Source organism: Streptomyces sp. E-08, assembly GCF_049913095.1.
Lineage (GTDB): Bacteria > Actinomycetota > Actinomycetes > Streptomycetales > Streptomycetaceae > Streptomyces.
This window is the reverse complement of record NZ_CP183971.1, coordinates 1,248,751-1,275,204: the sequence shown is the minus strand read 5'-3', so window position 1 is coordinate 1,275,204 and position 26,454 is coordinate 1,248,751. Positions and strand designations below refer to the sequence as shown.

Sequence of the window (26,454 nt, the reverse complement as noted above, 5' to 3'; positions counted from 1 at the left end):
CGAAAGTGGCACACTGCTCTCCATGACGACCGTTCGAGGAGCCCGCGCCCGCGCCCGTATCGAGATCACCGCCGCCATCAAGGACGAGGCCCGCACCCAGCTCGCCGCCGAAGGGGCGGCCAGGCTGTCCCTGCGGGCCGTCGCCCGCGAGCTGGGCATGGTGTCCTCGGCCCTCTACCGCTACTTCCCCAGCCGGGACGACCTGCTCACGGCGCTCATCGTCGACGCCTACGACGCCATCGGCGCCGCCGCCGAACAGGCCGCCGCCGAGGCCGGGACCGACCGCCCCCTGGACCGCTGGACCGCCGTCTGCCGGGCGGTCCGCACCTGGGCCGTCGCCCACCCCCACGAGTACGCCCTCATCTACGGCTCCCCGGTCCCCGGCTACACCGCCCCCCAGGACACGGTCGTCCCCGCCTCCCGCGTCGGCCTCGTCCTCATCGAGATCGCCCGCCGGGCCCACACGGGCGAGGGTGTCGCCCTCCCGCCGCTCGCCGACGACCTGCGTCCCGAGGCCGTCCGCATGAGCACCGACTTCGCCCCGGACCTCCCCCCGGCACTGGCCGTCGCGCTCGTCGCCGCCTGGGCGCAGCTCTTCGGGCTCGTCTCCTTCGAGGTCTTCGGCCAGTTCCACCGCGTCGTGGAGGACCGGGACACCTTCTTCGCGACGGCGGCCCGCCGCCTGGGCCAGGACGTGGGCCTGCTCCCGCGCGGCTGACACGACGACCCGCCGCCCTCGCACTCCTGACCGTCCCGCCGGCCCCGCCCCCTCGACCCCGTACTCCCGGGGGAGTAGGCGCGACCACCCCGCCGGGCTGACGTGCGCGCGGGGCGGGCGCGGCTAGCGTGACCGGTATGGACGCCGGGATGCACGAGGAGCGGCCGCGCGGGCCCTGGGAGCGGTGGGGGCGCGGCGGCGGTCTGCCCTGGCGGTCGACGCTGCTGATCGCGGTCCTCGTCATGGTGGGGACCGGGTTCTCCGCACGGAACCAGCCCGGCCGGGAGGCGCTCGACGCCGCCGGGCGGACCCTGCTCCTGCTCGGGGCGGTCCCGCTGCTGTTCCGTCACCGCAGGCCCGTGCCGGTGGTGTTCGCCGTCGCGGCCGTCACCCTCGGCTACCTCGCGGCCGGATACCCGTACGGCCCGGTCTTCGTCATGATCGCCGTCGCCTGCTTCGCGGCCGTCGTGCACGGTCACCGGACCGCCGCCTGGTGGGCCATCGGCCTGGTCTGGGCGGGGCACCTGCTGTTCTCGCACTGGCTCTACCGGTGGCTGCCCCCGCCCGGTGACGGGCCCGCGCCCTGGGGGCAGGAGCTGCCGGCCGCGGCGTTCGCCGTGGCGGTGCTGGCCGCCTCCGAGGCCGTCCGGGTGCGGCGCGAACAGTGGGCGCAGCAGCGGGCGGAGCGGGCCGCCGCCGAGCGGCGCCGCGCCGACGGGGAACGGCTCCGCATCGCCCGCGAACTCCACGACGTGCTCGCCCACTCGATCTCCGTGATCAACGTGCAGGCGGGTGTGGGCCTCGCCCTCCTGGACTCCGACCCGGAGCAGGCCAGGACCGCGCTGACCACCATCAAGGCGGCCAGCAAGGAGGCGCTCGGCGAGGTGCGGCAGGTCCTCGACACCCTCCGTACCCCCGGCGATGCCCCGCGCGCCCCGGCCCCGGGCCTCGGCCGGCTCCCCGAGCTCGTCGAACAGGCCGCCGCCGCGGGTCTCACCGTCACCGTCGCGACGAGCGGCCCCCGGTCCGCGCTGCCGCCGGGCGCCGACCTGGCCGCGTTCCGGATCGTGCAGGAGGCGCTCACCAACGTGGTGCGCCACTCCGGTTCGCGTACGGCCCGGGTGTCGATCGGGCACGGCGCCGGGGGCCTGGAGCTGACCGTCGACGACGACGGCCCCGCCACCGGCACGGAGGCCGGCGGCAGCGGCAACGGACTGGCCGGAATGCGGGAGCGGGCCGCCGCCCTCGGTGGCACCATCGAGGCGGGCGCCCGGTCGGACGGCGGCTTCCGCGTCCATGCCGTGCTCCCGCTGCGTCCGGAGGGAAGAACCCCGTGATCCGTGTGCTGCTCGCCGACGACCAGTCGCTGGTACGGGCGGGGTTCCGCGCGTTGCTCGACGCCCAGCCCGACATCGAGGTGGCCGGCGAGGCCGCCGACGGCGACGAGGCGGTGGAACGGGTCCGCGCCCTGCGCCCCGACGTCGTCCTCATGGACATCCGGATGCCCCGGCTCGACGGTCTGGAAGCGACGCGGCACATCACGGACGACCCCGATCTCGGGGAGGTCCGGGTCGTCATGCTGACCACGTTCGAGCTGGACGAGTACGTCTTCGAGGCGATCCGCGCGGGTGCCTCCGGTTTTCTGGTCAAGGACACCGAGCCGGAGGAGCTCCTGCGGGCCGTGCGCGCCGTCGTCCACGGGGACGCGCTCCTCTCCCCGGGCGTCACCCGCCGGCTCATCGAGGAGTTCGCGGCCCGCTCCAAGGCGCCGGCGGCGACGGCGGCGCTGGGCGCCCTGACCGAGCGGGAGCGGGAGGTGATGGCCCTGGTGGGCATCGGCATGTCGAACGAGGAGATCGCCCGCAGGCTGGTGGTGAGCCCGCTCACGGCGAAGACCCATGTGAGCCGCGCCATGGTGAAGCTCGGCGCCCGGGACCGCGCCCAACTGGTGGTTCTCGCCTACGAGTCGGGCCTGGTCCGGCCCGGCTGGCTGGGCTGAGCCCACGGGCGGCCCCCGCCGGGACGCCGATGGCCAGCCGTTCCTACGAAATCGTATAGTCCGATCTCGTGACTTCCCTTCCCCCGCCCTCCGAGGGTTCCGCGCTGCTCGCACTCCAGGGCGCGACCCACGCCACCCTCCAGATCCTCGCCACCGAGCTCGTCGACCTCGACCTGACCGCGTCCGAGACCAACGCGCTCGCCATCCTGGCGGACGGCCGGGGCCGTACCGTCTCCGAGCTCGGTGCCGCCGCGGGCACCCGCCCCACCACGCTGACCAGCGTGCTCGACCGGCTGGAGCGCCGCGGTCACCTCACCCGCGGTACCCGCCCGGGCGACCGCAGGGTCGTGGTCGTGGAACTGACCGAATCCGGTCGGCTGACCGCCGCCACCATCCGCCGGACCATCGCCGAGGTGGAGACCCGCGCGCTCGACGGCCTCTCCGCCGAGGCCGTCGCCGGCTTCCACGCGGTCCTGCGCGCCCTCGCGGAGGTGCCCGCGTGAGCACGACGGCACAGGACACCCCCGAGGACGTCGCGCTCTTCCGGGAGCTGATGGCCGAGGCCATGGCGGCCACCGGCGGCTTCGGCCACCGCGAGCACGTCCACCTGACCTGGCTGGCGGTCCGGCGGGTCGGCATGCCCGAAGCCGTCGCCCTCGTCGGCGAGGGCATCCGGCGCACCGCGACCGCCGCGGGAGCGCCGCAGAAGTTCCACGTCACGATGACCAGGGCGTGGGTGGAGCTGGTGGCGCTGCGCGAGAGGGAGAGCGGGCCGCAGGACTTCGCGGCGTTCGCCGGGGCCCACGCCGAGCTGCTGGACAGGAACCTGCTCGCCCGCTTCTACCGGCCGGACACGCTCGCGTCCCCCGAGGCCCGTGCCGCCTGGGTGGAACCCGACCTGGCACCGCTCGACGCCGCCCTCTGACCTCCCGCGCCCGGTGTTCCGGTTCGCTCGGCCTCAGGTGATCGAGGAGGTCTCCCGCCACAGCCGGGCGAGGTCCGCGTCGCCGGTGACCGTGACGGCGCCGGCGGGGAGCCGGTTCCACAGGGTCAGGTACAGCCGGTCGGCGGGCCCGCTCAGTTCGGTGTCGGCGGGCCCCTTCGCACCCCGCTCCGTCCGGGGAGGCTCGGTCGGGGACAGGCGCACGGTCCAGAGGTCCCCGGTGTCCGTCGCCCGCACGCGCAGCGTGCCGGGCTCGTCGGGGCGCACGCGGCTGCGGTCGCCGGAGTGGAAGGCGCCGAACAGTTCGTCGATGCCGTCGACGGCGATGGCCGGATCCACCGCTCCGGGACCGCCGGCGAGGGCGGACTGGGCGTCCGCGCGGTGGACGGTCGTCTCGTGGGTCTGCCGCCGGGCCCAGAAGGCCAGCGGGGAGGGCGCCGGCAGGAAGGTCCAGCACTCCAGCGCCTCCGGCGCCGCGCGCAGGGCGGCGACCAGCCCGGCGTGCCCGGCGCGGAAGTGCGCGAGGAGTTCCTCCCCGTCGAGCGTGCTCTCGCCCTCCCCGGGGTGGTACGAGGTGCGGGCCTCGGCCACCAGGGTCGTGGCCCAGCGGTGGACCATGGCCGTGTGGCGCAGGAGGTCGCGGACCCGCCACCCGGGGCAGGTCGGTACCTCGGCGTCGGTCCCGGCCTCCGCCGCGGCGTCCGCGAGGCCGCGGCCGGCGGAGTCGAGGGACTCGATGTACTCCGTGATCGTCAGGGTGTCCATGGAGCGGATTCTGGCAGGCGGGTGACGGGCGGGGTGGCTCAACTCTCCCTGGCGGCTCCCGCGTTGCGTGCCCAGTAGCCCATGGCGGCCGCGCCGGCCGCGAGGACCGCGACCGTCGTGAGGGCGACCGGCAGGGAGAACCAGTCGGCGAGGAAGCCGATGGACGGAGGGCCGAGGAGCATGCCCCCGTAGCCGAGGGTGGAGGCGGTGGCGACCCCGCCGGGGCCGGCGACCGCGCCCGCGCGGGCCACGGCGACGGGGAAGATGTTGGCGAGGCCGAGGCCGGTGATCGCGAAGCCGAGGAGCGTGGCCCAGACGCTCGGGGCGAGCGCGCCGAGGAGCATGCCGGCCGCGGCGGTGGCACCGCCCGCGACGAGGGTGCGGGTCTGGCCGAGGCGTTCGAGCAGCGCGGTGCCGGAGAGCCGTCCAGCGGTCATGGTGAGCGCGAAGACGGAGTAGCCGGCGGCGGCCACGCCGGGGTGCGCGTGCAGGTCCTGCGCCAGGTGGAGGGCGCCCCAGTCGGCCAGCGCCCCTTCGCCGTACGCCGTACAGAGCGCGATGACGCCGAAGACGAGGACCGTACGGCGTGACCCGGACGCCCGTGAGGCGGCGGCGGGCGACGCGGGGAGCGCCTCGTGGCGCACGGGCGAGGGGTGCCGCAGGAGCACGGGCCCGGCCAGGGCGGTGAGGGCGAGCCCGACGACGCCGAGTCCGGCGAGATGGGCGGTGGGGGACAGGCTTCCGGCGAGCAGCCCGCCGATGCCGGCACCCAGCATGCCGCCGAGGCTGAACGCGGCGTGGAAGCTGGGCATGACGGGCCGGCGCAGCGCGGTCACGAGATCCACGGCGGCGCTGTTCATGGCGACGTTGATCCCGCCGTACGCGGCGCCGAAGACGAGCAGGACGAGGCCGAGCGCGAGCGGGGACCGGGTGAGCGCCGGAAGGGTGACCGACAGCGAGAGGAGGACGGCGGTGGCGACCGTGACGGCGTGGGACCCGTACCGGCGGCAGAGCCGCCCGGTGAGCGTCATCGTGATCACGGCGCCCGCGGACACCCCGAGGAGGGCGAGGCCGAGGTCGCCGGCCGAGGCGCCGGTCTGCTGCTTGACGGCGGGGATCCGGACCACCCAGCCGGCGAACAGGAAGCCGTCGAGGGCGAAGAAGAGGGTCAGGGCGGAGCGGAGGCGGGGCAGGGAGCGGGTGGCGGTGTCTCCGCCGGGGCCCCCCGATACGGCCGTCCGCACTTTGTTTAGTAGCGGCACAAACTCAGGATAGGGGGCGGACGGCGAGGGAATCAACCGGGCGGGGACGGCGGGCGGGCCCGATCATGGGAGACTCACCTCCATGAACGGCAAGGCGACGACGACCCGGACACGGCTGGACAGGGGGCGTAACGCGCTCGGCCCCGCGCTGGAACTGGTCCACACCGGCAGGGCCCCGACCCGGGCCGTCCTCACCGCCGAACTCGGCGTCACCCGGGCCACCGCGGGCGCCGTCGCCGCCGAGCTGGAGGCCCTCGGCCTCATCCGCGTCGACTCCAACCCCGGTGCCGCGGCAGGCTCCCAGGGCCGGCCCTCGCACCGCCTGGCCGTCGACGAGAAGGGCCCCGTCGCCCTCGCCGCCCAGGTCCACGCGGACGGCTTCCGCGCCGCCCTCGTCGGCCTCGGCGGCACGATCGTGGCCACGGCCCCAGGCTGTGTCACCGTCTCCGCCGACCCGGCGCAGGTCCTCGGCGCCGTCGTCGACGCGGGCTCGGCGCTCCTCGCGGAGACCGGCCGCCGCTGCGTCGGCGCCGGACTCGCGGCGCCGTCCGCCGTGGCCGAACCCGAGGGGACGGCGCTCAACCCGCTCCACCTCGCCTGGCCCGCCGGAGCGCCCGTCCGGGAGATCTTCGCCGAGCGGGTACGGGCCGCCGGCATCGAAGGCCCCGCCTTCACCGGCAACGACGTGAACCTCGCCGCGCTGGCCGAACACCGCCACGGCGCGGGGCGCGGCGCCCGGGACCTGCTCTGCGTCGCCACCGGCCACCGCGGAGTCGGCGGGGCGCTCGTCCTCGACGGCCGCCTGCACACCGGCAGTTCGGGCCTGGCCCTGGAGGTCGGCCACCTCACGGTGAACCCGGAGGGCCGCCCCTGTCACTGCGGCAGCCGCGGCTGCCTCGACGTCGAGACCGACCCGCTCGCCTTCCTCACGGCCGCCGGCCGGGTCCCGGGCCCCGAGGTCTCGCTGCTCCAGCAGTCCCGCGACCTCCTGCGCACCAGCCCCGACGACCCGGGCGTCCGGGTCGCGGTGGGGGAGCTGATCGACCGCCTGGGCCTCGGCCTCGCCGGCCTCGTGAACATCCTCAACCCGGACCGGATCATCCTCGGCGGGCTCCACCGCGAGCTCCTCGACGCCGACCCCGAGCGCCTCCGCGCGGTCGTCGCCGACCGCAGCCTCTGGGGCCGCAGCGGCGGGGTGCCGATCCTCCCGTGCACCTTGGACCACAACAGCCTCGTGGGCGCGGCCGAACTGGCCTGGCAGCCGGTACTGGACGACCCGCTGGCCGCCCTGGGGCGCGAGACGGTCTGATCAGCGGCCGGCGGGATCGGACCGGCCCTCCGCCAGGGCGGCGAGTCAGCGGCCGGCCGGATCGGACCGGCCCTCCGTCAGGGCGGCGAGTCAGCGGCCGGCCGGATCGGACCGGCCCTCCGTCAGGGCGGCGAGCCGGTCCAGGGCCATGCGCGTTCCGGTCTCGTTGTCCGCGGCCGGAACGGCGTCCGGCACCCCCTCGTGCACGACCCGCACCTCGGTCCCCTCGCCGATCTCGGTCAGCGTCGTCGTGAGGATCATGGTGCCGTGCAGCAGCGGGTCCGGTGTCTCGAACTCGATGCTCTCGACGACCCGTTCGTACGGCACGAGCTCCAGGAAAGTGCCGTGGTAGGTGTCCGTACGGGCCCCCGACTTCCCCGCGCCGCCGCCCGGCCCGTACCGCAGCGACACCCGGAAGGCGCCGCCCTCGCGCGCCTCGAAGGCGTGGACCTCGCAGGTCATGCCGTACGGGACCCGCCAGCGGGCGACGGCGTCCGGATCGAGGAGCGACCGGTAGACGACCGAGGCCGGGGCGTCGATGTGACGGGACACGCGCGTGGTGTACACGCCTCCCAGGCTAGCCGCGCACCGGCAGGGGCGCCGTCGGAAACGGTGTGCGGCTGGCCCCCGGAGACGTGTGTGCGGCGGGACCCCGAAAACAGGCGTGCGGGGGGACCCGGCGCGACGTACCGTTCCTCCTCATGATCACTTCCGATTCCTCAGCCGATCTCCCCCCGCGCCTCGGCAGCCTCGTCTTCCACGGCCCCCTCTCCGACGCCCGGGCCACCCGCATGATCGAGCGGCTCGCCGCCACCGAGCCGGCCGACGTGCTCGACATCGGCTGCGGATGGGGCGAGTTGCTCCTCCGCCTCCTGGAGGCGGCGCCCGACGCCAAGGGCGCCGGGATCGACATCAACGGCGAGGACCTGGCCCGCGGCCGGGCGCTCGCCGAGGAGCGCGGTCTCGCCGACCGCGTCACGTTCGTCGAGGAGTCGGCCCTCGGCACCGACCGGGGCCCCGTCGACGCGATCCTCTGTCTCGGGTCCAGCCAGGCGCTCTGCGACCCCGAGCTGGGGCACGACCCGGCCGTCGCCCTGCGGGAACTGCGCCGGCTGGTCCGGCCCGGCGGACGGGTCGTGCTCGGCGAGGGCTTCTGGGAACACACGCCCACCGAGGCGGAGCTCGCCGGGATGTGGCCCGGGGCGCACGCCGGAGACCACCGTTCCCTCGACGCGCTCGTCGACCTCGCGATCGAGGCCGGCTTCCGGCCCGCGTGGATCGAGACGGCGAGCGCGGACGAGTGGGAGGAGTTCGAGTCCGGCTACCGGTACGACACCGAGGTCTGGCTCGCCGCCCACCCGGACCACCCCCTGGCCGCCGAGACGCGCGAGCGGGTGGACCGGCAGCGTTCGAGCTGGCTGGGCGGCTACCGGCGCGCCCTCGGCATCGCCTACCTCACGCTCGTCGCGGTGGCCTGAGGCTCACCGCAGGAACCCGCTCACCACAGTCGCCCGCTCCGGAGCGCCGCCCGGCCGGGCTGCGACAGATGCGGCACCCGGAAGCGCTCGCCCTCGCCGGCGGGCGCTTCCGGGCCCGCCCACAGGGTGAAGGCGAGCAGTTCCCAGTGGCGCGGATCCACCGCGAGGGCGGACGCCACCACCCCGTCCCGCCGCGCCTCGCGCGCGTGCCGGGCGACGGCCTCCGCCACGGCCTCGCCGGGCGGCACCGCCTCCCCGAGCGGGGTCCTGCGGCGCGTCGCGGCACCCGGCACCGCGGCGGCCGCCGGCCCCTCCTCGTACGACAGACCCGTCCAGTGCTGCACCACCGGCCGGCCGAAGTCGTTCACGATGCCCTGGAAACCGGGGCCCCAGAGGAAGGAGTTCATGCCCGCGGAGGTGTTCCAGAGATAGAACGGCGCGTACTGGTTCACGGGGGAGCCGGACTCCCGCTCCCGGATCAGATAGGCCTTCAGGCCGAGTCCGGGGAAGTCGTCGAGCAGATGGCCCCTGGTCGACACCCGGTCGCGGATGATCGCCATGTCGTAGTCGGCGGGCAGGGTGATCTCGTACTGCATCACATGCACGGGAAGGCTCCTTCTCTCCGGGTCCGCATGCTCACGCCGCAGGGGCGAGCAGGGCGAGCAGCCCGCGCACGGCGCTGTCGAAGGGCGCCCGAGAACCCGTCGCGCGGGCCAGCACGTACCCGCCCTGCACGGTCGCGAGCACCGAGGCCGCGATCTCGTCCGGGTCGAGGGCACCGCTGAACTCGCCGCTGGCGAGGCCCTCCCGGACGACCTCCGCGAGCCTGCCGCGCACGCGCCCGAGCACCTCCTCGACCGGTGCGCGCAGCTCCGGGTGCGCGATCACCTCCGGGTCCATGGTCAGCCGCCCCACCGGACAGCCGCGCAGGACGTCGCGCTCGCGCAGCAGGTACGCCTCGACGCGCGCGTACGCCGAGCCCTCGCCGCCCAGGACCGCTTCGGCCGCGGCCCCCAGCTCCTCGGCCGAGCGGCGGATCGCCGCGAGCGCCAGGTCCTGCTTGCCGGCGAAGTGGTGGTACATGCTGCCCTGGCCCGCCCCCGCCGCCTGCTGGACGGCCTTGGGGCTGGTGCCGACGTAACCCCGCTCCCACAACAGCTCGCGGGTCGCCTCGATCAGCCGCTCGGACGTGTCCATGCTCATGAGGGCACTGTACATACCAGTAGGTACAGAAGGGAAGCAGTCCCGCCGCACCGGCGTACTCCCGGTGTCGTACGCCGGAAGCCGCTGCCCGTACGACGACCCGGACCCCCTCCCGGAGCGACGCTCGAACCACGGACAACACCGCATCCCCCAGCGGAGGAGCTGAACCCCCATGAACACACTCGCCTACGCGGGCCCCGGCCCGTGGATCCTCTTCTTCCCGCTCGTCTGGGCGGCCGTCGTCATCGGGATCGTCACCGTCGCCCGCCGGGCCGGATGGCGCCGCGGACGCGGCTTCGGCCCCGGCGCGGGCTTCGGCGGCGGCTTCCGCCGCGACGGCGGACCGGACGAGAACTCGCCCATCGCCCTGCTCGGCCACCGGTTCGCGGCCGGGGAGATCGACGAGGACGAGTACTGGCGGCGCCTGAGCGTCCTGGACGAGCAGTTCGGCCGCGCCGCGGACCCGAAGGGGCGCCGGACATGACCACCCCCGCCGCCCGCGTCGTCGACGCCGTCAAGGTCTACGGGCGCGGAGACACCGAGGTCAGGGCCCTCGACGGGGTGAGCGTCGGCTTCCCCGCCGGCCGCTTCACCGCCGTCATGGGCCCGTCCGGATCCGGCAAGTCCACCCTCATGCACTGCGCCGCCGGACTCGACACCCTCACCTCCGGCGCCGCCCTCGTCGGCGACACCGACCTGTCCACCCTCGACGACCGGCGCCTGACCCTGCTGCGCCGCGACCGGATCGGCTTCGTCTTCCAGGCCTTCAACCTGCTCCCGACCCTCACCGTCGCCGAGAACATCACCCTCCCGCTCGACCTCGCCGGGCACCCGGTCGACCGCGAGCGGTTCGACCGGCTCGTCGACACCGTCGGCCTGCGCGACCGCCTCCACCACCGACCGGGCGAACTCTCCGGAGGACAGCAGCAACGCGTCGCCGTCGCCCGGGCCTTCGCCGGTGCCCCCGACGTCGTCTTCGCCGACGAACCCACCGGCAACCTCGACTCGCGGTCCGGCGAGGAGGTCCTCCGCCTGCTCGGCCGCACGGTCCGCGACACCGGCCGCACCGTCGTCATGGTCACCCACGACCCGGTCGCCGCCGCCCACGCCGACGAGGTGATCTTCCTCGCGGACGGCCGGCTCGTCGACCGGATGACCGGCCCCACGGCCGACCGCGTCCTCGACCGCATGAAGGCCTTCGACACGGGAGCGGCCGTCGGCGGCGCACCCGCCCTGTCCCGTGGAGTCACCCCGTGAACACCCCCGCCACCCTCCGCCTCGCCCGTTCCTCCCTCCGCGCGCACCGGCGCCGCTTCCTCGGCACCTTCGCCGCCGTCCTCCTCGGCGTCGCCTTCCTCACCGGCACCCTCGTCATGGGCGACACCCTCCGGGCGAGCTTCGACTCGATGTTCACCAGCGCCACCCGCGGCACCGACGCCGTCGTCCGCAGCGCCACCACCGTGACCGCCTCCGGGGACGCCCAGGGAACCCGGGGACCCGTCGACGCGGCGCTCGCGGAGCGCCTCGCCGCGGTCCCCGGGGTCGCCGCCGCCGCGCCCCGCATCGAGGGCGCGGGCCAGCTCCTCGCCGCCGACGGCACGCCCGTCGGCGGCAAGGGCCCGCCCACCCTCGCGGGCAACTGGATCGAGGACCCCGCCCTCAACCCGTACCGCCTCGCGGAAGGCCACGAACCCAGCGCCCCCGGCGAGGCCGTCGTCAACCGGGGCGCGGCCAAGGCCGCCGGTCTCGTCGTCGGCGACACGACGGTCCTGCGCACCCCCGACCCGGTGAAGATCACCGTCGTCGGCCTGGCCACCTTCGGCGGCGCCGACGGCATGGGGCAGGTCACCTGGACCGGCCTCACCCGCGCCGACGCCGAGAAGTACCTGACGGCCCGGCCCGGCGAGGCGACGAGCATCGCCGTACGCGCCGGGCCCGGCGTCTCGCAGGACGAGCTGGTCGCCGCGCTCACACCCGCGCTGCCGGACGGCGTCGAGGCGATCACCGGACAGCAGGCCGCCGAGGAGAACACGCAGATGGTCTCCGGCCGCTTCCTCGACCTCTTCACCACCTTCCTGCTGGTGTTCAGCGGGGTCGCCGTGCTCGTCTCCGTCTTCACCATCCACAACACCTTCGCCGTCCTCGTCGCCCAGCGGACCCGCGAGAACGCCCTGCTCCGCGCCATCGGCGCCGCCCGCCGCCAGGTCGTCACCGGCACCCTCGCCGAGGCGCTCGCCGTCGGACTCCTCGCCTCCCTCGCCGGGCTCCTCGCCGGGATCGGCGTCGCGGCCGGACTCCAGGCGCTGTTCCCCGCGATCGGCTTCCCCTTCCCCGAGGGCGACCTCGTCGTGACCGGCACCTCCCTCCTCCTGCCGCTCGGCGTCGGGCTCGCGGTCTGCGCGGGTTCGGCGCTTCTGCCGGCCGTACGGGCCGGGCGCACGGCACCGCTGGCCGCGCTCCGTGAGACGGACACGGACGCCTCGGGCACCTCGCGCCGCCGCGCCCTGACCGGCGGCGCGCTGCTCGCGGCCGCCGTCGGCACGGTCCTCGCCGGTGTCCTCGGCACCACCCCGTCGCTGTGGCTCGCCTCGATCGGGGCCGCGCTGGCCGTCGCCGCGTTCGTGGTCCTCGGACCGGTCGCCGCCACACTCGCCGTACGGGTGCTCGGCCGGCCCCTGCGGGGCGTCAACCGCGGCCTCGCCCGCCGCAACGCCCTGCGCAGCCCGGGCCGTACGGCCGCGACCGCCACCGCCCTGATGATCGGCGTCGCCGTCGTCACCCTCTTCACGGTCTTCGGCGCCTCCCTGAAGGCGACCATGGACCGCACCGTCGACCGCTCCTTCGCCGGCGACGTGGCCATCGGCACGCCCTCGTTCGGTGCGGGCGGCAGCGGGCTCAGCCCCCGCCTCGCCCCGGCCGTCGCCGCGCTGCCCGAGGTCGACACCGCCGTGGGCCTGGGGCGGGGCGTCGCGGAGGTGGACGGCCGGGGCCGCGCGCTCACCGTCACCGACCCGGCCGCGCTCGCCCGCACGCTGGACCTGGGGGACGTACGGGGTTCCCTCGCCGGACTCGGTACGGACGGGATCGCCGTCGCCGCCGACGAGGCCGCCGACTCCGGTCTGGCGCCCGGCCGGACCGCCGTGCTGACCTTCACCGACGGCAGCCGTCACACCTTCACGGTCCGCGCGGTCTACCAGCGCGCCGACCTCGCGGGCGACTACCTCGTCACCCGGGCGGCCTGGGCCCCGCACCGCACCCAGGACGCCGACCGGCTCGTCGCCGTCTCCTTCAAGGACGGCGTCGGCGCCGAGGAGGGCAAGGCCGCCGTGACGAAGGTCGCCGACCGGTACGGCCACCCGGAGGTGCAGACCCGGGAGGAGTACGCGGAGGCCTCGGCGGGCGGCATCGACATGATGCTCACCCTGATCTACGCGCTCCTCGCGCTCGCGGTCCTCATCGCCCTGCTCGGCATCGCGAACACGCTGACCCTCTCCGTCCACGAACGCACCCGCGAACTGGGCCTGTTGCGGGCCGTCGGGCAGACCCGGGCGCAGCTGCGGGCGATGGTCCGCTGGGAGTCCGTGCTCGTCGCCGCCTTCGGCACGGTCGGCGGACTCGCGCTCGGCGGCTTCCTCGGCTGGGTCCTCGTCCGTGCCTCGGGCGGCTCGGGCGACAGCGCCCTCGCGTTCGCCGTCCCGGCCGTACGGCTCGCGGCCGTCGCCCTGGTCGGTCTGGTGGCGGGGGCCGTGGCGGCCTGGCGCCCGGCCCGCCGGGCGGGCCGCCTGGAGATCCTCCGGGCGATCGCCACGGAGTGACCGCCCGGAGTCCCGCCGGCCCCGTCAGCCCGCCCGGCCCGCCAGGACCGGGCCGGCCACCGACGGGGCCGGCACCGTCTCGGCCGGCGAGCTGAGCGGCACGCCCGGGAACCGGCTGTAGCCGACGCCCGCGAGCGGGCCCTCGGGCGCGGCGCCGCACCCGGCGTGCGCGCACTCCTCGACGGGGTCGCCGACCGGCGGCGCCGTGAGCGTGAACCACACGACCTTGCCGGCTGCGCCGCACGGCCGGATGCCCCAGCTCTCGCTGACCGCGCCGACGATGCCGAGCCCCCGTCCGGAGGTCGCGAGCGCGTCGAGGTCGTCCACCGGGCCGAAGGGGTCCACGCGGACGACCTCGGGGAGCCGGGGATCGTGATCCCGGACGGAGACGGTGAGCCGGTCGAGCAGCAGCTCGATCTCCACCGTGCAGTGCTTGTCCGGCTGGGCATGGCGGTGCACGTTCGTCAGAAGTTCCGTCACGCCGAGGACGGCCTGGTCGATCAGGGCGTCCAGCTGCCAATGTCGGAGATGGGCGGAGATGATGCGGCGGACCTGTCCGATCCGCGACGGCAGGGCCTGAAGCTCCACCGCGTAGTACCTGCTCGGCTCGCTGATCACGGCTGCGACTCCCCGAAGTGGTCCGGAAGAAGACGAAGATTCGGATCTGTCAATGCGGTACAGAAGGGGGCGGTGACCCGATCGCAGCGTCACCACCGCTGAACCCTCAGTGAGGTGGGTTCCAGCCTGGACCAGCCGTGACCGCCCCGCAACTCGCCGCGAGCCGTCGCAGCTCAGGACCGTCCGGCAGCCTTCTTCAGCGCCGCGAGGAAACGCCTCGACGTCCGGGAGCCGCTGTCACGGCCGCGCTCGTGATCCTGGAGCGTCAGCCGGTACCGCGTGCCGTTCACGGTCGCCACCGTCTCGTCCGACTTCGCGAACCACGGGCGTCCCGCCCGCACCGCCGAGACCGGCGCGCTGTCGATCTCGCTGCCGTAACTCGTGAGGAGCGCGAGGCGGCCGTCCTCGATCCGCACCTCTCCCGCGCGCGTCAGCGAGCGCGGCCAGCGCGCGATCCGTACGCCCCTGGCACTGAACTCCGGCTCCGCCATGCCGATCCGCCCCTTTCACCCGGTTGCCGTACCCAGTGTGCCGGGCCGCCGCCGCCCGCACCAGTAGCCCTCCCGAAGGACTTCCCCGGCCCGTCCACAAGGCAGGCCTATGGATCGTCAAAGGGAACGTTTGCCCAGGTGAGAGGGGGTATTGTCGATGCTGGGGGAGCCCACGGGGCGACAAACGAGAAGAGGGACGGATGAGCACCACCCACGAGAGTGCGACCGCCGCGGCGGCCACCGTCGACGTCGACCGCAGCGACCCGGCGTACCGGTCCTGGCTGAAGGAGGCCGTGCGCAAGGTCCAGGCCGACGCCAACCGCTCCGCCGACACCCACCTGCTGCGCTTCCCCCTCCCCGAGAAGTGGGGCATCGACCTCTACCTCAAGGACGAGTCGACCCACCCCACCGGCAGCCTCAAGCACCGCCTCGCCCGCTCCCTCTTCCTGTACGGGCTCTGCAACGGCTGGATCCGCCCCGGAAAGCCCGTCATCGAGGCGTCCAGCGGCTCGACGGCCGTCTCCGAGGCGTACTTCGCGAAGCTCATCGGCGTCCCCTTCATCGCCGTCATGCCCCGCACGACCAGCCCCGAGAAGTGCCGCCTCATCGAGTTCCACGGCGGGCGGTGCCACTTCGTCGACGACTCCCGCACCATGTACGAGGAGTCCGCCGCCCTCGCCGAGCGCACCGGCGGCCACTACATGGACCAGTTCACGTACGCGGAGCGGGCCACCGACTGGCGCGGCAACAACAACATCGCCGAGTCGATGTACCAGCAGCTGAAGCTGGAGCGGTACCCCGAACCCGCCTGGATCGTCGCCACCGCCGGCACCGGCGGCACCTCGGCGACCATCGCCCGCTACGTCCACTACATGCAGCACGACACCCGGATCTGTGTCGCCGACCCCGAGAACTCCTGCTTCTTCGACGGCTGGACGCACCACGACCCCCACGCCACCGCCGACTGCGGCTCGCGCATCGAGGGCATCGGCCGCCCCCGCATGGAGCCCAGCTTCGTGCCCGGCGCCGTCGACCGCATGATGAAGGTCCCCGACGCGGCGAGCGTCGCCGCCGTCCGCGCCCTGGAGACCGCGATCGGCCGCAAGGCGGGCGGCTCCACCGGCACCGGCCTGTGGAGCGCCTTCAAGATCGTCGCCGAGATGGTCGCCCACGACCGCACCGGCAGCGTGGTCACCCTGATCTGCGACGGCGGCGAACGCTACCTCGACAAGTACTACTCCGACGACTGGCTGGCCGCCCAGGGCCTTGACATCGCCCCCTACTCCGCCGCTATCGAGCGTTTCCTCGCGACGGGGGCCTGGCCGGAGTGAGCCGCCGGTCGAGCCGACGGGCCGCGTCCCGGAACGAGAACCCGACTCCCGGCGCCGCGAGGCGCAGCGCCAGCCGGAACGGGGCGGTGCCGTCGGCGGCCATCGTCCAGCGCAGCGTGGTCCCCGTCCCGGTGGGGGACAGGGCCCACTCCTCCGCCATCGCGGTCACGCCGGGGGCGTTCGTGACGTCCACCCGGTACGCGTAGCGGAGGTCGGGCTCCGACGCCAGGATCGTCTCGTCGAACGCGATCCCGCCGCGCAGCCGTATCGTCCGGCCCGCGCCGTCACCCGTCGTCACGGCGGACGTCACGGCGGTGAACCAGGACGGCAGACTCCCCACCTCCACGGCCACCGACCGGTAGACGGCGGGTGGCGGGGCGGCGAGGGTCGCGGTGTAGACGAGGCGGACGGGCGCGGAGGCGGTGAAGTCGAGCTCCACCGGCTGCAGTCGGCGCGGCATGGACCCTCCTGGGGGCGCGAAGGAATGCAGCACGATAGCTGACGCTCCATCAACATCCCAGAGGCCCTCACCGGACGCGCCCCCGCGCGGGCCCGCGCCGGGTGGGGCGTCGCCCACCGCCGTGTGGGCCCGCGCCTGGGTGGCCCGTCGTCCGCGCCCGTGTGGGCCTTCGCCCGCTGCCGTGTGGGCAATCGTCCCGCTGGGCGGGACGGGTGGGCACACGGGACGGCGCCCTTCGCGGCGCCTCCGCGTTCCGTGCCTGGACCCGCACCTCAGTGACGGTGCACGGGGTGCGGGTTCGGGTGCGTAAGCCTCTGGCGCCGGCAAGGGCGCCGTCCGTTGTGCCCACCCTCCCCCAAGCTCTCGGCTTCGCTCGAGCAGGGGGACCCCCATCGCCCCGGCGGAACGCATGCCCACAACGGGGCGGGCGCGGGCCCACAAGGCGGTGGGGCGCCGCCCGAGGCGCACGCGGGCTCACAGCCTGTGGGGCGCCGCCCGCAACGGGGCGTGGGGGTCACGTCCGAAGCAGGGCGTCCAGGGCTCGGCCGAACAGGGCGCGGCCCGTCGCCGCCAGCACGGGGTCCAGGGCCCGGGGGACTCCCCGGAGCGTCAGCTCCTCCGTCCAGTCCACCCGGCAGCGGCCGCCCGTTCCCGTCACCTCGATCCGCGCCCAGCCCCGCACCACCCGCCCCGACTTCTCCAGCCGGACGACGCCGGGCCGGCCGGCCGAGGGGGGTTCCCAGTGCACGACCTCCATCGGGTCGTCGAAGGACAGCCGCCCGATGCCCGTCCGCGCCGTGAACCGCGTCCCCGCCCCGTTCGGCCCTGCCGTCAGCACCCGCGTCCGGGTCAGCGGCACCTGGCGGCCGTGCGCCGGCCAGTCGGTGAGCCTGAGCCACACCTCCTCCGGCGCCAGCGGCACCGTCCGCTCGACCCGGATGAGGCTCACGCCTGTTCCTCGCCCGGCACCATGAGACCCGGCAGGTGCTCGGCCACCTCGGCCCGTACCCCTTCGGGCAGGCCGCGGTCCGTCACCCAGGTGTCGACCTCGTCGAGGGCGGCGAAGGAACTCAGGCCCACCGTGCCCCACTTGGTGTGGTCGGCGACGACCACGACCCGCCGTGCGGAGCGCATCAGGCACCGGTTGGTCTCGGCCTCCGCCAGGTTCGGCGTGGAGAGCCCGGCCTCCACGGACACCCCGTGCACGCCGAGGAAGAGCAGGTCGAAGTGGAGCGAGCGGATCGCCCGGTCCGCGACCGGTCCGACGAGCGCGTCGGACGGCGTGCGCACCCCGCCGGTGAGGACGACGGTCGCCGCCCCGCGCCGCGACTCGCCCCCGCCGCCGCTCTGCTGCGCCTCGTGGAACACGTCGGCGACCCGTACCGAGTTGGTGACCACCGTGAGGTCGGGCACGTCGAGCAGGTGCCGGGCGAGCGCGTAGGTCGTCGTGCCGCCGGACAGGGCGATCGCCGTTCCGGGCGAGACCAGGGCGGCGGCGGTCCTGGCGATCTCGTCCTTGGCGCTCGGTTCGAGCACCGACTTGGCCTCGAAGCCCGGCTCGTGGGTGCTCGCCTCGACGACCGGTACGGCCCCGCCGTGCACCTTCGCGACCATGCCCTGCCGGGCGAGCGCGTCCAGGTCGCGGCGGATCGTCATGTCCGAGACGTTCAGACGGCGGGTCAGTTCGTTGACCCGTACACCGCCACGCCGCCGTACCTCGTCGAGGATCAGGGCACGCCGCTGCTCCGCGAGGAGGTTCTGGTTGTCAGTCACCGCCGGGGCCGGTCCTTCCGCAGGAGACAAGGGGATGATTGTCGGATTCGGTGAGAGTCCGTGCGCGGGCGCGCGGACTTCCGGGATCCTGTTGCCGACGTCGCATCTTCCCACTCCGAGAGGAAGTCGCCTCAGTGTCCCCTGCCACACCCGCCCCGGAGAGCGGGGGCGCGGCGCTCGAACTCCTCGTCCACGGAGTCGGCGGAACCACCCCCCAGGACATGCTCGACGATCCCAGGACCGTACGGGTCACCGGCGACCGGACCGCCGCGATGTACCGGCGCGGCGAGGACCTCGACGCCGAGGACCACCCCGAGCGGTACGCGGCACGCCCGGTCCCGGAGGCGTACTGCTGGTCCAATCTGACCTCGGGCGACGGCGCCCGGGCGCTGTGGCTGCTGCTTCTGCCCTTCATGGTGGCCAACCTGGCGCACTGGATGCGGCCGCCGGCCCAGGGCAGGCCGGGGCTCGTGCGGCTCTACGGGGTCCTCGTGCGGCTCGTCGCCCTCACCCTCACCGTGCTCCTGACCGCCGCCGCCTGCGAGGTCGCGCTCGACCTGACGGCCTGGCAGTGCGCCGCCACCACCGCCTGCACCGACCGGTACTCCTGGCTCGGGTTCCTCTCCGCGGGGCGCGGCGGCTGGTGGTCCCCGCCCGGCCGCCGCCTCGCCCTCGCCGCCCTCGTGCCGACCGCGCTCGTCGGCCTCCTCTGGTACCTCTCCAACCGGACGTGGAGCGCGTACGAGGCGCAGCGCCCGCCCACCGGATACGACGTGCCCGTCGCGGAGCCCCCGGCCGACACGGAGGCCGCGGACGCCGCCGACCCCGCCGGTCCCGTCGAGCTCCGTCCCGCGCTCGGCCGTCCCGGCTTCTGGTACGGCCGTCGGCTCGTCGCCCGCCTGCGCGCCGCCCACACCGCCGCCGGGTTCCTCACCGTCGCCGCCGCCCTCGTCACCGCGACCGCCCGCCACGACGCCGGCGCCCCCGGCCTGGGTACCGTCCTCGGCTGGGGCCTCCGGGCCGCCGTCGTGGTCCTCGCCCTCGTCGTGGTCTGGGTCGTCTGCCGGCGCGGCCGCAGCGAGCGCCGCCTCGACCTGCGCGTCGAACGGGCCCTCGTCTCCTGGCTGCCCGCCACGTCCCTGATCCTGCTCGCGCTCGCCGCCCTGCACGCAGGATGGCCCCGCCCCGGCTGGACCTCCTCCGGAACCCTTCCCGGCGACGCCGTCTTCGGTGCGCTCACCCTCGCCCAGGGCGGTCTCGTCGTCGCCCTCGGCGTCGTCGCCCTGCTCCTCCAACGACCTCGCAGGGACCCCCGTACCGCGCTGCGCGGACTCGGCGGGCCCGCCGTCGCCATGCTCGCCTGCGCGCTCGCCGGGGTCATGTCCGGGGGAGTGGCGCAGCGGGTCGCGGACTGGCTCGACGGCCCCGCAACGCCCGGCATGGGCGACCACGGGGGCCCCAGGATCGGCCCGCCCGTCCTCCTCAGCTGGCAGGCCTCGGTCATCCCCCTCCTGCTCCTGCTGCTCCTCGCGCCCGCCGTCCTCCTCGCCGTACGGACCGTCGTCGACGCCCGGCGCCTGCGCTCCGCCGTCGAGTCCGACTACGACGCGGCCGCCGAGCGCGACCCGGTCCGTACGGGACAGATCGCGGCCGGCCGGGCCCGCGCCTCCCTCACCGACTCCGCACCCGTCCTCGTCGGCGTGATCTCGGGCGCGACGCTGCTCCTCGGGGCCGCGTCCGTCGCCGGTGCCTGGGCCAGCGGCAACGTCCCCGGCCGGGCCTTCGACGGGGCGCATCCCGCGATCGCCTCCCTCGCCTCCGTCACCCAGGCCCTGGGCTCCTGGATGATCGGCTTCGGCTTCCTGCTGTTCGTCACCTGGGGCCGCCGCGCCTACAAGGACGCCTCCGCCCGCCGCACCATCGGCATCCTCTGGGACGTCGGCACGTTCTGGCCCCGGGCCGCCCACCCGTTCGCCCCGCCCTGCTACGCCGAGCGCGCGGTCCCCGACCTCACCTGGCGGATGAGCTCCTGGACCCGCGGCACGGGCGGGCGGCTCGTCATCTCGGGGCACTCCCAGGGCAGCGTCCTCGCCGCGGCCGCCGTCTGGCAGCTGCGCCCCGCGACCCGGAGCCGGGTCGCGCTGCTCACGTACGGATCACCCCTGGAGCGGCTCTACGGCCGCTGGTTCCCCGCGTACTTCGGCCCCGAGGCACTGCGCGGCCTGAACCGCACGGTGCACTGCTGGAGCAACCTGTACCGCGCCACCGACCCCATCGGCGGCCCCGTCCGGGTCCCCGCGGAGGACGGCCGGCCGGCCGTGGACGGAGCGGTGCTCCTCGACCCCGTCGCGTACGGCCGCACCCGCGCGCACCCGCTGCCCGAACCGATCCTCGGCCACTCCGACTACCAGGCCGACCCGGCGTTCGCGCGGTGCCGCTCGGCGCTCCTCGACCGGCTGCCACCCGCCCTGCCCCACCAGCGAGCGGCGAACGAGGGCGCGGATCAGGGGAGTTCGGGCAGGTCCTCCGGGTAGAGCAGGGTCAGGTCGTCCGTGCTCGGCTCGGCGAGCGCGGCGACCCGGCCCGCGTGCCGCTCCACCATGGACTCGAACGTCTGCCGCGCCGTGCGGCCGTTGCCGAACGCCGGACCCTTGGGCAGCTTCTCGAAGTACGTGAGGAGCGCGTCGTCCGTGCCCGGGGAGAGCCGGTACTCGTGCTCGTCCGCCTGCTGCCCGACGATTCGCAGCAGCTCCTCCGGCGCGTAGTCGCCGAAGGTGATGGTCCGTGAGAAGCGGGAGGCGACACCGGGGTTGACGGTGAGGAACCGCTCCATCTCCGCCGTGTACCCGGCGACGATGACGACCACCGCGTCCCGGTGGTCCTCCATCAGCTTCACGAGCGTGTCGATCGCCTCGCGGCCGAAGTCCCGCCCCGAGTCCTCGGGCGACAGCGCGTACGCCTCGTCGACGAAGAGCACACCGCCGCGCGCCCGGTCGAAGGCCTCCTGCGTGCGGATCGCCGTCGAGCCGATGTGCTCGCCGACCAGGTCCACCCGGGAGACCTCCACCAGGTGCCCGCGCTCCAGGACGCCGAGCGAGGCCAGGATCTCGCCGTACAGCCGGGCGACCGTCGTCTTGCCCGTGCCCGGGTTGCCGGTGAAGACCAGATGGCGGCGGACCGAGGCCGCCTTGAGCCCCGCCTCCTGACGCCTGCGGCCCACCTCGATCATGTTGGTGAGGGTCCGGACCTCCAGCTTGACGCTCTCCAGACCCACCAGGGCGTCCAGTTCACCGAGCACGTCCTGCGAGGAGCGGGCCTCCGGTGCCGGCTCCGGCACGGCCGGGGCGACCGGCACGGGGGCGCGCGGCGGGGGCACCGTCCCGAGCAGCCCCGCGGACTGGGTGGCCGTCAGGACCGTCCCGCCGTCGGGTACGGAGGAGCGGACCGCGCTCTCGTCGCTGGTGCAGTCCTCGGCGCTCGCACCCTCCTCGGGGAACTCGTAGCCGCCGCGCGCACACCGCTCCGTACGGCACTTGCGCAGGGTCGTGCGGCAGCCGTCCGTGACGTGGAAGCCGTACCCGCCGCTGCCCGTCACCCGGCAGCCGTGGAAGGAGCCGCGGCCCTCCGCCGACACGTAGAAGCCGGCCTCGGCGGGCGAGGTGACCACGCACCGGTCGATCGTGGGGTCGGCGCCCTTGGTGACGATGACCCCGGTCTGCACGGAGTCGATCGTGCAGCCGCCCAGGGTGCCGCCGCTGCCGTGGTCCCGGAACCAGGCGCCCGTGGAGGCCTCCCGGATCCGGCAGTCGTCGAGCTGGGCCGTGGCCCCGTCGCTCACGGACACGGCCGTGTTCCGCACCTGGGTCAGATCGCTGTCGACGACGTCCACGCGCGAGCCCCGGTCGAGGACGAACAGCGCGTCCGGCACGTCGTGCACCCGGCAGGCGTCGAGCACGGCGGTCGCGCCGTCGCTCACCCACACCGCCGGGTAGTCGCCCGTGCTGTCGTGGATCTCGCACTGGTTGGCGTCCACCCGCGTCCCCGGGTCCCACACCGAGAGGCCGTTGCGCCCGAAGCGGCGGACGGTCGACCTGGTCAGCGTGAGGACGGAGCGCGAGCGCAGGTCGACGGCGTTCTCCGGAACGTCGTGGATGTCGCAGTCCGAGAGCGTGAGCACCGCGTCCGTGTCGAGCGTGATGCCGTCCGCCGAGGTGCGGTGCACCGAGGAGTCGGTGAGGTGGGCGGTGGCGCGGGCCGCGATCTGCAGTCCGGCACCCTTGATCTCGTACACCTCGCAGCCGACGCCCTCCAGGCCGCTGCCCTCGCCGGTCACGGCGATGCCCGCGCCGTTGGCGTGGTGCACCCGGCAGCGCTCCAGGCGCGGATGCGCCCCGCCGCGGACCGAGACGCCGGCCTGCCCCGCGGAGACGACCTCGCACTCCTCGAACACCCCGCCCGCGCCGTCGAGCACGGCGATGCCGACCCCGGCCGGATTGTCGACGGTGCAGCGGCGGACCGTCGGGCGGGCGGCGCCCCGCACCTCGATCCCGGCGGCCGAGCGGGTCATGATCCGCAGGTCGAGCAGTTCGGGGGTGCCGTCCTCGACGAGCAGCGCGGGCGCGGCCACGTCCTGCCCCTCGATGTGGAGGTCCTGCACGGTGACGGAAGCCCGGAGGGTCAGCGGGACGCCGTCCGGGGGCGCGATCCGCACCGAGCCGACCCCGCCCTCGGGGCCGCGCAGGGTGACGGCGCGCCGGATCACCAGGTTCTCCCGGTAGGTGCCGGGCGCGACGGTGAGGACGTCTCCGTCGCCCGCGGCCTCCAGGGCGGCGGCGAGGGAGGGGTACTCACCCGTGCGGCGCCGCCACCGCGATGTGCCGGTGTGCGTCACCTGGACCGTGCCCTGTGCCATGGGTGTGTCCTGCCCCCGCCTCATGCCTCGCCGCTGATCCGATGCCCCACCGTAGCGCGCGCGGCGGCGCCGGGCTGACGGGTCGGCGGCCCGCACCGGTACCGGAGGCCGGGCGATGCCGGACACGCGTCACGGCCGGTCCCGGGTGGTCCGGAGCGGTCGGGCTCGGTCGCCGAGCGGTCGAACCCGAACGCGGTCCGGGTGGGGGCGCCGGACTCAGCTCCCCGTGCCCGTACGGCCCCAGTCGGGACCCGCCGCGGCCCACGCCCGGTCCAGGCGCGCGTGCCGCGCCACCACCAGTCTTCGGACGGCGAGGCGGCGCACCAGTTCCACCAGCAGCCCGGCGAGGAGGGCGGCCGTCAGACCGGCGATGACCGCGTGCGCGCGAGCCGTCGACGCCTGCATGGGCGGTCCCACCGGCCGCCCGTCCCGGTCCGTCCACAGCGTGAACGCGGCGCCGGGCGCGGAGTGCTGCCGGGCCGTCGCCACCGTCCCCGTGCGGGCCGAGCCGTCCGGCGCCGTCCAGCGGGCCACCACGGAGCGCCGCAGCCGCTCCTCGCCCGCCGTCTCGACGGACCGGGGGCCGCTCACGGGACCGTCGGCGAGGCGTACCACCCGGGCCGTCGTGGGCAGTCGCTGCTCCTGCTGCGTGCGGACCGCGCGCGACAGCGAGCCGTACGCGGAGGTGCCGGCCGCCCAGGCGGTCAGGGGCACCACGAGGCAGAGCAGTACCACCGCCGAGAACGCGACCCACGCCTCGACGAGATCAGTGGTCCGGCGCAGGGGATTGTGCCGCCAGCGCCAGAGTCCGGTGGCTGCGCGCACGTGTGGACCCCCTCGTCGTCAACCGCTCCTCCAACGAGTGTGCCCCGGCGGTGGGTTCCCCGCCTGCCGGGCCCGTGAAGTGTGACGCGCGCCAGCGGTGTCCCCGGGTCAGTCCAGGATCTTCACGGCGTCGCCGACCCGGACCGTGCCGGTGTGCTCGGGGACGAGGTTCTGGCCGAAGAGGACACGGCCGTCGCTCTTGCGGTGCCGGGCGAGGGTCCGCAGGGGCTCCTTGCCGCGCTCGGCGGTGAGCTGGTCCGTCGTGGTGACGACGCAACGCCCGCACGGCCGTGCGACCCGGAAGGTGACCTCGCCGACGGCGAGTCGCGTCCAGCCGTCCTCCGCCCAGGGCGCGGTGCCCTCGACGACCAGGTTCGGGCGGAACCGGCTCATGGGCAGGGGACCCTCGTGCGCGTGGTCGCCCTGGGCGATCAGGGAGTTGAGGGCGTCGAGCGAGGACGTGGTGGTGACGAGCAGCGGATAGCCGTCGGCGAAGCTCACGGTCTCGCCGGGCAGCGCGTAGTCGGGGTCGACCGGCCGCCGGTGCTCGGGCGCGTCCATGTGCACGAACCGTACGTCGGTCTCCAGGAACGCCGAGAGCCAGGCTGCCGCGGCGGGGCCGGCCGGGACCGCCTCCACGGGCTTGTCGAAGATCTCCACCGTGAGGGTGGTCGAGGGGTGCGGGACCTCGACCTCCAGTATCGGATGGCCCGGAGCGGACAGGGCGACCCCGCCGCCCGGCAGCGGCTCCGCCGTGGCCAACGCCATCCGGGGGTGACGGCGTTGGGTCACGACCTTGTTCGCCGCGTCGACGACGGTCCACCGACGGTCCGTGGCCAGCCCCCAGGGCTGCACCTCGGCCTCCGTGCGGTCCAGCGCGCGCATGGCCTTCACAGGATGGACGTGGACGGATCGGAGCACGGGAGTCTGCATGTCCTCATCCTGCCAGCCGCTCCGGCCCCCTCGGAGGCCGGAGCGCGAGGCCGTCAGTAACCCCCACCCTGGTAGGGCCGGTTGTACGGGTCGTCGTACGGCGCGGGGGCGGGGACCGGCGCGGGCCGGGGCGCCGCCGGGCGCATCGCCTCGTATCCGGCGGCGGCCGGGCGGGGCTGCTGCGGGTACGGACCGCCCTGGTAGCCGCGCGGGGCCACCTGCTGCTGCGGGATGTACGGGGCCGGGGCGTGCTGCAGCGGTACGGGGGCCATCTGCGGCGCGGGCTGGGGGTAGCCGTAGCCGCTGTTGTAGGCGGGGGTGGGCTGCGGGGTGGGCGCCGCCGGGAGGGCGGGCAGTGCCGCGGGGAGCGCCGGCAGGTAGGAGCCGCTCACGGGGAAGCTGCTGCCGGTGTCGTAGGCGGCGGGCACTCGGATCGGGGCGATCTGAGGCGTGCCCCGCTCCGCGACCAGGGAGTCGTAGATCGGGGTGTCCGGGAAGGACGGCGCGGTGTGGTAACCGCCTCCATAGGTGGAGCGGGGGGAGGTCATGGCACATAAGTTAAGCCCACGATGTGCTGGTTGGGGAGCCCCCATCTTGCGGTTATCCGTTTTACGCTGGTTTTGTCGGCCTGACCTGCCAAAACGTTGTTAAAGGCTGCGTTAACGGCGGGAGATTTTCACCCGATGGGCGCACAGTCGACGAGGGATCGCGGGCAGCTCGCAAGGCTGGCCTCCGCCCGCTGGCCAGGGCGGATGGCTTCGATCTTGAACGTCAGAAACTCAGGATTATCGAGCCATTACCGACCGTAACTGCAGGTCGGTCGATGCCCCGCCGATGGCGCGCTCCGTGACGATTTGGTTACTGGTGCGGGGGGTGGTATCGGCAGGTTCTGGAAAGGGGCAGCATGGATAGCCCTGACTTGCGAGTGAGGCGGCTCGGTCAAGGCCGAATCGGATGGGTGTATTACGGCGACCCGGGCCGCGCGTGCTACGGGACTGAGAGATGGCTCCTGTAGATCCGGAGACCTTGACCGGCACGCCGTTTCGGGCACTCCGACACGGTCAGGTGTACCAGTCGGCCTCCGTCGGCCGCGCCTGCCGGGGCACCTCCCGGGCGACCATGGGCCTGCGCTCGCCACCCGCGAGCAGGGTGCTTGTCGGATGGCCACCGAGAGCGCCCGGGAGCGTCACCTCGACCTCGATTCCGCGAGGCGGGTCGGTCGGCAGGATCGTGGTCAGCACGGTCGTCTGGGAGTGGTGGCCATGGGCGCGGACGGCGGCGACCTGCTTCCCGTCCACGAGGAGCTCCAGCTCCCGCTTTCCGCCCATCCGCAAGTCCACGGTGACCGAGCAGCCGGCGTGCTCGCAATGAAAGTGATACTCGCGGCCCATGGTCGCCTCCCTGAAGCGCCTGGCAAGGAAGACCCTTCCCTCCATCCTGGCATTGGATGGTGGCTGCGTCGCTCCGCGGCCGCCACCGCTACACCACCTCTCACCCACCCACACGCTGCGCCCCCTGAGCGCGGGATCGAGGGCGACTGTCGCGGACGGCGGCGTGGCGGAACGGGGCCGGGGCCACCGGAACGCGTCGGCGACCGCGGGCCGTCATCCCGCTTGCCG

The 26,454-nt window shown here is 74.6% G+C and carries 27 protein-coding genes; 12 read left to right on the top strand and 15 right to left on the bottom strand.

The features are described from left to right. The first annotated feature begins 22 nt into the window (after nucleotides 1-22). The 5 genes from ACN9MM_RS05770 to ACN9MM_RS05750 all read left to right on the top strand — a co-directional run bounded on the left by ACN9MM_RS05770 (nucleotide 23) and on the right by ACN9MM_RS05750 (nucleotide 3,642). Nucleotides 23-718: a TetR/AcrR family transcriptional regulator gene (locus ACN9MM_RS05770; protein WP_426362620.1), complete on the top strand. Its 696-nt coding sequence runs from the start codon at nucleotides 23-25 to the stop codon at nucleotides 716-718. Between the two features lie 149 nt (nucleotides 719-867). Then, nucleotides 868-2,055: a sensor histidine kinase gene (locus tag ACN9MM_RS05765; protein WP_426368683.1), complete on the top strand. Its 1,188-nt coding sequence runs from the start codon at nucleotides 868-870 to the stop codon at nucleotides 2,053-2,055. Then, entirely contained in the window at nucleotides 2,052-2,717 is a 666-nt protein-coding gene (locus tag ACN9MM_RS05760; RefSeq protein WP_382860845.1) for a response regulator, read from the top strand. Before ACN9MM_RS05765 ends, ACN9MM_RS05760 begins: the two co-directional genes overlap by 4 nt. Nucleotides 2,718-2,785: 68 nt before the next feature. Further along, on the top strand, nucleotides 2,786-3,220 hold the full coding sequence (locus ACN9MM_RS05755; protein ID WP_426362619.1) for a MarR family winged helix-turn-helix transcriptional regulator: 435 nt from the start codon (nucleotides 2,786-2,788) through the stop codon (nucleotides 3,218-3,220). Beyond that, complete coding sequence (locus ACN9MM_RS05750; RefSeq protein ID WP_426362618.1) at nucleotides 3,217-3,642, top strand: hypothetical protein; 426 nt, start codon at nucleotides 3,217-3,219, stop codon at nucleotides 3,640-3,642. Before ACN9MM_RS05755 ends, ACN9MM_RS05750 begins: the two co-directional genes overlap by 4 nt. 33 nt (nucleotides 3,643-3,675) lie before the next feature. On the opposite strand, the gene ACN9MM_RS05745 is transcribed toward ACN9MM_RS05750, so the two are convergent. Both ACN9MM_RS05745 and ACN9MM_RS05740 read right to left on the bottom strand, forming a co-directional pair. Then, nucleotides 3,676-4,416: a maleylpyruvate isomerase family mycothiol-dependent enzyme gene (locus ACN9MM_RS05745; protein ID WP_426368682.1), complete on the bottom strand. Its 741-nt coding sequence runs from the start codon at nucleotides 4,414-4,416 to the stop codon at nucleotides 3,676-3,678. Nucleotides 4,417-4,463: 47 nt separating this feature from the next. Beyond that, nucleotides 4,464-5,687 (bottom strand): MFS transporter, encoded by a 1,224-nt coding sequence (locus ACN9MM_RS05740; protein WP_426362617.1) that lies wholly within the window; start codon nucleotides 5,685-5,687, stop codon nucleotides 4,464-4,466. Nucleotides 5,688-5,769: 82 nt separating this feature from the next. Between ACN9MM_RS05740 and ACN9MM_RS05735 the strand changes: the two genes are divergently transcribed. Next, entirely contained in the window at nucleotides 5,770-6,996 is a 1,227-nt protein-coding gene (locus ACN9MM_RS05735; RefSeq protein WP_382860856.1) for an ROK family protein, read from the top strand. Nucleotides 6,997-7,086: 90 nt separating this feature from the next. Here ACN9MM_RS05735 and ACN9MM_RS05730 read toward each other — a convergent pair whose 3' ends face one another. After that, nucleotides 7,087-7,563, bottom strand: coding sequence for an SRPBCC domain-containing protein (locus ACN9MM_RS05730; protein ID WP_426362616.1), 477 nt, complete (start codon nucleotides 7,561-7,563; stop codon nucleotides 7,087-7,089). A gap of 134 nt (nucleotides 7,564-7,697) precedes the next feature. On the opposite strand from ACN9MM_RS05730, the gene ACN9MM_RS05725 reads away from it, so the two are divergent. Continuing rightward, nucleotides 7,698-8,474 (top strand): SAM-dependent methyltransferase, encoded by a 777-nt coding sequence (locus ACN9MM_RS05725; RefSeq protein WP_426362615.1) that lies wholly within the window; start codon nucleotides 7,698-7,700, stop codon nucleotides 8,472-8,474. Nucleotides 8,475-8,494: 20 nt separating this feature from the next. Here the strand turns inward: ACN9MM_RS05725 and ACN9MM_RS05720 are convergent, their stop codons facing one another. Beyond that, nucleotides 8,495-9,079, bottom strand: coding sequence for a DUF4865 family protein (locus ACN9MM_RS05720; RefSeq protein WP_426362614.1), 585 nt, complete (start codon nucleotides 9,077-9,079; stop codon nucleotides 8,495-8,497). A 31-nt stretch (nucleotides 9,080-9,110) separates the two neighbouring features. Further along, the gene (locus ACN9MM_RS05715; protein ID WP_426362613.1) at nucleotides 9,111-9,692 is read right to left on the bottom strand and encodes a TetR/AcrR family transcriptional regulator; all 582 of its coding nucleotides are present in this window, start codon (nucleotides 9,690-9,692) and stop codon (nucleotides 9,111-9,113) included. A gap of 157 nt (nucleotides 9,693-9,849) precedes the next feature. On the opposite strand from ACN9MM_RS05715, the gene ACN9MM_RS05710 reads away from it, so the two are divergent. The 3 genes from ACN9MM_RS05710 to ACN9MM_RS05700 are packed head-to-tail and all read left to right on the top strand — an operon-like array spanning nucleotide 9,850 to nucleotide 13,492. After that, nucleotides 9,850-10,161: an SHOCT domain-containing protein gene (locus tag ACN9MM_RS05710; protein WP_382860870.1), complete on the top strand. Its 312-nt coding sequence runs from the start codon at nucleotides 9,850-9,852 to the stop codon at nucleotides 10,159-10,161. Beyond that, nucleotides 10,158-10,934, top strand: a complete 777-nt coding sequence (locus tag ACN9MM_RS05705; protein WP_426362612.1) for an ABC transporter ATP-binding protein — start codon at nucleotides 10,158-10,160, stop codon at nucleotides 10,932-10,934. The genes ACN9MM_RS05710 and ACN9MM_RS05705 overlap by 4 nt, the downstream gene beginning before the upstream one ends. Next, complete coding sequence (locus tag ACN9MM_RS05700; RefSeq protein WP_426362611.1) at nucleotides 10,931-13,492, top strand: ABC transporter permease; 2,562 nt, start codon at nucleotides 10,931-10,933, stop codon at nucleotides 13,490-13,492. The genes ACN9MM_RS05705 and ACN9MM_RS05700 overlap by 4 nt, the downstream gene beginning before the upstream one ends. Nucleotides 13,493-13,516: 24 nt before the next feature. Here the strand turns inward: ACN9MM_RS05700 and ACN9MM_RS05695 are convergent, their stop codons facing one another. Together ACN9MM_RS05695 and ACN9MM_RS05690 are read right to left on the bottom strand one after the other, a co-directional pair. Further along, nucleotides 13,517-14,110, bottom strand: a complete 594-nt coding sequence (locus ACN9MM_RS05695) for an ATP-binding protein (protein ID WP_426362610.1) — start codon at nucleotides 14,108-14,110, stop codon at nucleotides 13,517-13,519. A gap of 173 nt (nucleotides 14,111-14,283) precedes the next feature. Beyond that, entirely contained in the window at nucleotides 14,284-14,601 is a 318-nt protein-coding gene (locus ACN9MM_RS05690; RefSeq protein ID WP_426362609.1) for a hypothetical protein, read from the bottom strand. A gap of 200 nt (nucleotides 14,602-14,801) precedes the next feature. Between ACN9MM_RS05690 and ACN9MM_RS05685 the strand changes: the two genes are divergently transcribed. Further along, a complete protein-coding gene (locus ACN9MM_RS05685) occupies nucleotides 14,802-15,932 on the top strand; it encodes a PLP-dependent cysteine synthase family protein (protein WP_426362608.1) in 1,131 nt (376 codons plus the stop codon). Here ACN9MM_RS05685 and ACN9MM_RS05680 read toward each other — a convergent pair. The 3 genes from ACN9MM_RS05680 to ACN9MM_RS05670 form a co-directional block, all read right to left on the bottom strand. Next, on the bottom strand, nucleotides 15,892-16,392 hold the full coding sequence (locus tag ACN9MM_RS05680) for an SRPBCC family protein (protein WP_426362607.1): 501 nt from the start codon (nucleotides 16,390-16,392) through the stop codon (nucleotides 15,892-15,894). The genes ACN9MM_RS05685 and ACN9MM_RS05680 overlap by 41 nt on opposite strands. 514 nt (nucleotides 16,393-16,906) lie before the next feature. Continuing rightward, nucleotides 16,907-17,341, bottom strand: a complete 435-nt coding sequence (locus ACN9MM_RS05675) for an SRPBCC family protein (protein WP_426362606.1) — start codon at nucleotides 17,339-17,341, stop codon at nucleotides 16,907-16,909. Next, nucleotides 17,338-18,165 (bottom strand): DeoR/GlpR family DNA-binding transcription regulator, encoded by an 828-nt coding sequence (locus ACN9MM_RS05670; RefSeq protein ID WP_426362605.1) that lies wholly within the window; start codon nucleotides 18,163-18,165, stop codon nucleotides 17,338-17,340. Before ACN9MM_RS05670 ends, ACN9MM_RS05675 begins: the two co-directional genes overlap by 4 nt. A gap of 134 nt (nucleotides 18,166-18,299) precedes the next feature. Here ACN9MM_RS05670 and ACN9MM_RS05665 point away from each other — a divergent pair, with 134 nt between their 5' ends. Further along, on the top strand, nucleotides 18,300-20,699 hold the full coding sequence (locus ACN9MM_RS05665) for a hypothetical protein (protein ID WP_426362604.1): 2,400 nt from the start codon (nucleotides 18,300-18,302) through the stop codon (nucleotides 20,697-20,699). Here the strand turns inward: ACN9MM_RS05665 and ACN9MM_RS05660 are convergent. The 5 genes from ACN9MM_RS05660 to ACN9MM_RS05640 all read right to left on the bottom strand — a co-directional run bounded on the left by ACN9MM_RS05660 (nucleotide 20,669) and on the right by ACN9MM_RS05640 (nucleotide 26,226). Beyond that, nucleotides 20,669-23,077 (bottom strand): right-handed parallel beta-helix repeat-containing protein, encoded by a 2,409-nt coding sequence (locus tag ACN9MM_RS05660; protein WP_426362603.1) that lies wholly within the window; start codon nucleotides 23,075-23,077, stop codon nucleotides 20,669-20,671. The genes ACN9MM_RS05665 and ACN9MM_RS05660 overlap by 31 nt on opposite strands. Nucleotides 23,078-23,293: 216 nt before the next feature. Further along, nucleotides 23,294-23,902, bottom strand: coding sequence for an Rv1733c family protein (locus ACN9MM_RS05655; RefSeq protein WP_426362602.1), 609 nt, complete (start codon nucleotides 23,900-23,902; stop codon nucleotides 23,294-23,296). A gap of 108 nt (nucleotides 23,903-24,010) precedes the next feature. Beyond that, the gene (locus ACN9MM_RS05650; RefSeq protein WP_426362601.1) at nucleotides 24,011-24,835 is read right to left on the bottom strand and encodes an MOSC domain-containing protein; all 825 of its coding nucleotides are present in this window, start codon (nucleotides 24,833-24,835) and stop codon (nucleotides 24,011-24,013) included. Between the two features lie 53 nt (nucleotides 24,836-24,888). After that, nucleotides 24,889-25,383 carry a DUF6643 family protein gene (locus ACN9MM_RS05645; protein ID WP_426362600.1) on the bottom strand — a complete coding sequence of 165 codons (495 nt, stop codon included), beginning with the start codon at nucleotides 25,381-25,383 and terminating at the stop codon, nucleotides 24,889-24,891. A gap of 513 nt (nucleotides 25,384-25,896) precedes the next feature. Then, nucleotides 25,897-26,226 (bottom strand): hypothetical protein, encoded by a 330-nt coding sequence (locus ACN9MM_RS05640; RefSeq protein ID WP_426362599.1) that lies wholly within the window; start codon nucleotides 26,224-26,226, stop codon nucleotides 25,897-25,899. Between the last annotated feature and the right edge of the window lie 228 nt (nucleotides 26,227-26,454).

What these genes read in the sequence shown, in the direction of transcription:
- ACN9MM_RS05770 (WP_426362620.1), top strand. Translation starts at nt 23, where the DNA reads ATGACGACCGTTCGAGGAGCCCGCGCCCGCGCCCGTATCGAGATCACC.
- ACN9MM_RS05765 (WP_426368683.1), top strand. Translation starts at nt 868, where the DNA reads ATGCACGAGGAGCGGCCGCGCGGGCCCTGGGAGCGGTGGGGGCGCGGC.
- ACN9MM_RS05735 (WP_382860856.1), top strand. Translation starts at nt 5,770, where the DNA reads ATGAACGGCAAGGCGACGACGACCCGGACACGGCTGGACAGGGGGCGT.
- ACN9MM_RS05725 (WP_426362615.1), top strand. Translation starts at nt 7,698, where the DNA reads ATGATCACTTCCGATTCCTCAGCCGATCTCCCCCCGCGCCTCGGCAGC.
- ACN9MM_RS05715 (WP_426362613.1), bottom strand. Translation starts at nt 9,692, where the DNA reads ATGTACAGTGCCCTCATGAGCATGGACACGTCCGAGCGGCTGATCGAG.
- ACN9MM_RS05710 (WP_382860870.1), top strand. Translation starts at nt 9,850, where the DNA reads ATGAACACACTCGCCTACGCGGGCCCCGGCCCGTGGATCCTCTTCTTC.
- ACN9MM_RS05705 (WP_426362612.1), top strand. Translation starts at nt 10,158, where the DNA reads ATGACCACCCCCGCCGCCCGCGTCGTCGACGCCGTCAAGGTCTACGGG.
- ACN9MM_RS05690 (WP_426362609.1), bottom strand. Translation starts at nt 14,601, where the DNA reads ATGGCGGAGCCGGAGTTCAGTGCCAGGGGCGTACGGATCGCGCGCTGG.
- ACN9MM_RS05685 (WP_426362608.1), top strand. Translation starts at nt 14,802, where the DNA reads ATGAGCACCACCCACGAGAGTGCGACCGCCGCGGCGGCCACCGTCGAC.
- ACN9MM_RS05680 (WP_426362607.1), bottom strand. Translation starts at nt 16,392, where the DNA reads ATGCCGCGCCGACTGCAGCCGGTGGAGCTCGACTTCACCGCCTCCGCG.
- ACN9MM_RS05660 (WP_426362603.1), bottom strand. Translation starts at nt 23,077, where the DNA reads ATGGCACAGGGCACGGTCCAGGTGACGCACACCGGCACATCGCGGTGG.
- ACN9MM_RS05650 (WP_426362601.1), bottom strand. Translation starts at nt 24,835, where the DNA reads ATGCAGACTCCCGTGCTCCGATCCGTCCACGTCCATCCTGTGAAGGCC.
- ACN9MM_RS05645 (WP_426362600.1), bottom strand. Translation starts at nt 25,383, where the DNA reads ATGACCTCCCCCCGCTCCACCTATGGAGGCGGTTACCACACCGCGCCG.
- ACN9MM_RS05640 (WP_426362599.1), bottom strand. Translation starts at nt 26,226, where the DNA reads ATGGGCCGCGAGTATCACTTTCATTGCGAGCACGCCGGCTGCTCGGTC.